Here is a 3,680-nt window from a genome sequence, read left to right as displayed (position 1 = left end):
CCTCTATCTGCACCTGCCCGAGACCCTGGGCCTGATCGTCGTGGGCCTGATCGGCGCGGCCCTGACCGGCCTGATCGTCTCCGGCTTCCTGGCCCACCCGAAGATCTTCCGCGACGCCTTCGCCTTCCGCTGGGCCGGCGCCAAGCGGCTGTCCCAGGCCGACCTGCACAACCGGCTCAGCGTCTGGGGCGCGCCCTTCCACTTCGTGGTCGCCTGGACCGGCGCCTATATCGGCCTGGCCACCCTGCTGCTGTTCGCCGTGGCCGGGGTGACGACCAAGGGCGACATGGCCAAGGTGACGGCCCCGATCTACGGCTCGGTCCCCAAGGCCGACCCGACGCCCGCCCCCTTCCCCGACATGGTCGCGACCCTGGCGTGGTTCGACGACAAGCCGGACCTGAAGCCGGCCCTGATCTCGCTGACCGCCCTGGGCACCAAGGGCCAGATGGTCGAGGTCAACGCGGCCATGCCCAAGCGGCTGATCTACGCCGAGCGCTACACGTTCGACGTCCAGGGCCGCATGACCCACAAGCTGGGCCTGTCGGACGACGGCCTGGGCAAGCAGATCTTCGCTTCGTCCTATCCGCTGCACTTCGGCTCGTTCGGCGGCCTGCCGGTCAAGATCGCCTACGGCCTGCTGGGCGTGGCCCTGTGTGTGGTGACCAGCAGCGGCGTGACCATCTGGCTGACCCGTCGCCGCGACCGGGGGCGTCCCGCCGAGCGCCTGGAAAAGGCATGGGCGGTGATCGTCTGGGGCTCGGCCGCGACCCTGGCCCTGTCGGCCGCCCTGTGGCTGGCGCTCAAGGTTTCGCCGGTCTGGGTCTTCTGGGCCCCGCTGCCCGTGCTGGTCGCCGCCGCCGTGGCGGTGAAGGACATCCGGTTCTGGATCGTCAGCCTACGGATCGCCACCAGCGTGGCTCTGGCGGCGGTCGTGGTGGTGCAGGCCGCGCGGTTCGGCGGGCTGACGTTCAGCGGCGTGTCGCTGGGCGTGAACCTGACCCTGCTGGCGCTGGCGGCGGCTATCTCGCCGTGGCGCAAGCCGTTGGCGCGGGCCCCCGTCTAGTTCAGGAAACCTAGCCGTCGATCCAGTCGGTCAGCCCCTCGCGGGCATGGACCTCGCGCAGCGACGGCATGGCGCGCATGCGGGCCAGGTAGCGGGCGATGTTGGGCCAGGTCGTCGCCGGCTTGGGCATATTTCGGGACCAGCGCATCAACATGGTCGCCAGGAAATCCACGGCCGACAGCCGCTCGCCCAGCATGTAGGCGCCCGATTGAGCGGCCAGGTGAGCGTCGATACGGTCCCACATCCCTTCGATCTTGGCCCGGGCCACGGCGGCGACCGCCTGGGTCCCCGTCTCGCCCGCCGGCTCGTGGGGATAGAACCAGACCCGGAAGGCCGGAACCACGGTGTTGGTCAGATATACCATCCACTGCAGATAGGCGGCCCGCCCGGGCGCCCCCACGGCCGGGGCCAGACCCTTGTCGGCGTGGCGTTCGGCCAGCAGCATCAGGATCGCCGCAACCTCGCAGACCGGCGCGCCATCGACGATCAGGGTCGGCACCACGCCGCTGGGATTGAGCTTCAGATAGTCGGGGTGCTTCTGGGCGCCGGTCTCCGTGTCGGTCAGGACCAGCTCGAACGGCGCGTCGATCTCGATCAGCATCCAGTGCGCGGCCAGGCTGGCCGTGCTGGGGCTGTAATAGAGCTGGTACATGCGAAAGATCCCTCACCCGTCTTAGGGCGAGGGATCGGTCAGCATGGTTCGGCTGTCAATCGCCGTGCGGCGAACGCCGGGCGTCGCACGGCCTAGTGCTTCTCGCGCCAGCGGGCCTTGGCGTCGTCCTTGGTCAGGTTCAGGTGCCCCCCGTCATCATCGACATGGTCGACCCAGGTGATCGGGATCAGGTGGTGCTTGAAGCCGCCGCCCAGATCCAGCTTGGCCAGTTCGATCTCGCCGCCGACCACATGGTCCACCCGGCCGACGTGCCCGCCGTCCGAACCGACCACTTCCAGATGTTCGCGGATTTGCGTGGCGTCGATCATGATGTTCCTCCTGTTGATGAACGTTCCGCAGGCAAACGGGCGAGGCCGCGGCGCAGTTTCCCGGAGGCTTGCGGCGGGTTAACGTTCGCTTTATGTTCTAGTCAAGGTTGCGACTTTGCGTGGGTCGCGTTCCTGGCTATCACTCGGGCGACCGCCCAAAGGGAAACACGATGATCCGACCGCTCGCCGCCGCCCTGATCGCGTTGACCGGCGCCACGGCCTGGGCTGGAGCCGCCCGGGCCCAGACCGCCGAGGTCGCGCCCGCCGCGACCCCGCCCGCGGCTCCCGAAACCCCGCCGGCTCCGCCCGTCACGCCCCTGCCCCGGGTGGACGCGGTGTTCGCCGCCGAAGGGGTGACGATCACCGACGGCGGCAAGAGCGTGCTGTTCTACCGCACGGCCCCGGCCGATCCGCACGAGCCGGGCCGGGTGAACTACGTCCATCCGATCTCGGCGCCCGACGGCACGGTGCTGACCGAGGATCGCCCCGCCGACCACCTGCACCAGCGCGGGGCGTTCTGGAGCTGGCACCAGGTGCTGGTCGACGGCAAGACCGTCGCCGACGGCTGGTTCATGAAGGGCCTGACGTTCCACGTCCGCGAAAAGCGCTTCAAGAGCGACAGCGCCGGCGGCGGGACCCTGGTGGTCAATGCCGACTGGATCGTCAATTCGGCGCCGGAAGTGAACTATGTGGCGCGCGAGACCACCAAGGTCCGCGTCTATCCGCTGAAGGACGGCGCGCGGCGGATCGACTTCGACACGGTGATCACCGCCCGCAGCGACACCCTGGGGCTGGGCGGCAGCGACGACGTGAAGGGCTACGGCGGGTTCTCGGTGCGGCTGATCAAGCCCGATCGCCTGACCTTCGGCTCGGGCGGCAAGACGGTGGTCCCGGCCGTGGAGCCGGTCGAGGCCGGCAAGGCCATGGGCTTTGCCTGGACGCCCGGCGGCGGCTCGCCCGCCTGGACGGTTGGCCTCGCCTGCAAGGCCAACGGCGCGCCGATCACCCGCTGGATCCTGCGCAAGGAACTGTCGATGCAGAACTGCGTCTTCCCTGGACGGGCGCCGTTCGTGCTGAAGAAGGGCGAGACCCTGCGACTGCAATCGACGCTGATCCTGCGGCCGGCGACTCCGACCAAGCCGAGGAAGGCAAAGTGATGCAATCTATGAGTTTAATATTGCCATAGTATCGTTTTGCATGCAGCCTCTTGGACGCTGCATGCATCGACGCCCGTCGGTGAGCGCCGAGGGGACGAACATGACACGCATCGTGATGGGACTGCTGGCGACCTGCGCCGGTCTGGCGCTGGCCGCGCCCGCCGTCAGCGCTGACGCCGTGGCCAAACCAAAGGTCGCCCTGCCGACCGCCAACCCTTGCACCGCCATCGAGGGCAGCCGCTGGGTCGCCTATGTCGAACCCACGGACGGCTCCTATCTTTCGGCGGAACACTGGGAYCTTCGCCACGGCGTGGTCGGGGCTCCGGCGATCAACGAGAAGGCCGTGGGACCCTATCCTACCGAGATCAAGGGAACGATGGATTGGGGCCGAGGCGCCGTGACCAAGTTCACCGCCTGCGTCAACAATCATGGCGCGGCGCGTCTCTCCGCCGATTGGGCCGCCGAGCCCATCTATGACG

5 protein-coding genes are annotated in these 3,680 nt (G+C 68.5%); 3 read left to right on the top strand and 2 right to left on the bottom strand.

Translation table 11 applies throughout. The features are described from left to right. Positions 1-1,063: PepSY-associated TM helix domain-containing protein (locus AC1DZ6_RS21220; RefSeq protein ID WP_477099116.1), on the top strand; the 1,063-nt coding region annotated here is incomplete at its 5' end. Between the two features lie 10 nt (positions 1,064-1,073). On the opposite strand, the gene AC1DZ6_RS21215 is transcribed toward AC1DZ6_RS21220, so the two are convergent. Both AC1DZ6_RS21215 and AC1DZ6_RS21210 read right to left on the bottom strand, forming a co-directional pair. Next, complete coding sequence (locus tag AC1DZ6_RS21215; RefSeq protein WP_477099115.1) at positions 1,074-1,715, bottom strand: glutathione S-transferase family protein; 642 nt, start codon at positions 1,713-1,715, stop codon at positions 1,074-1,076. 92 nt (positions 1,716-1,807) lie between these two features. Continuing rightward, positions 1,808-2,044, bottom strand: a complete 237-nt coding sequence (locus AC1DZ6_RS21210) for a DUF2171 domain-containing protein (RefSeq protein ID WP_477099114.1) — start codon at positions 2,042-2,044, stop codon at positions 1,808-1,810. A gap of 170 nt (positions 2,045-2,214) precedes the next feature. Here AC1DZ6_RS21210 and AC1DZ6_RS21205 point away from each other — a divergent pair, with 170 nt between their 5' ends. Continuing rightward, a complete protein-coding gene (locus tag AC1DZ6_RS21205) occupies positions 2,215-3,201 on the top strand; it encodes a DUF6807 family protein (protein ID WP_477099113.1) in 987 nt (328 codons plus the stop codon). 100 nt (positions 3,202-3,301) lie between these two features. Next, the coding region (locus tag AC1DZ6_RS21200; protein WP_477099112.1) for a hypothetical protein at positions 3,302-3,680 on the top strand (379 nt) is incomplete at its 3' end.

Source organism: Caulobacter sp. P1_B12_2 (assembly GCF_056406675.1).
Note: the sequence above shows the minus strand (reverse complement) of the source record. Positions and strands in the feature narration are given on the sequence as shown.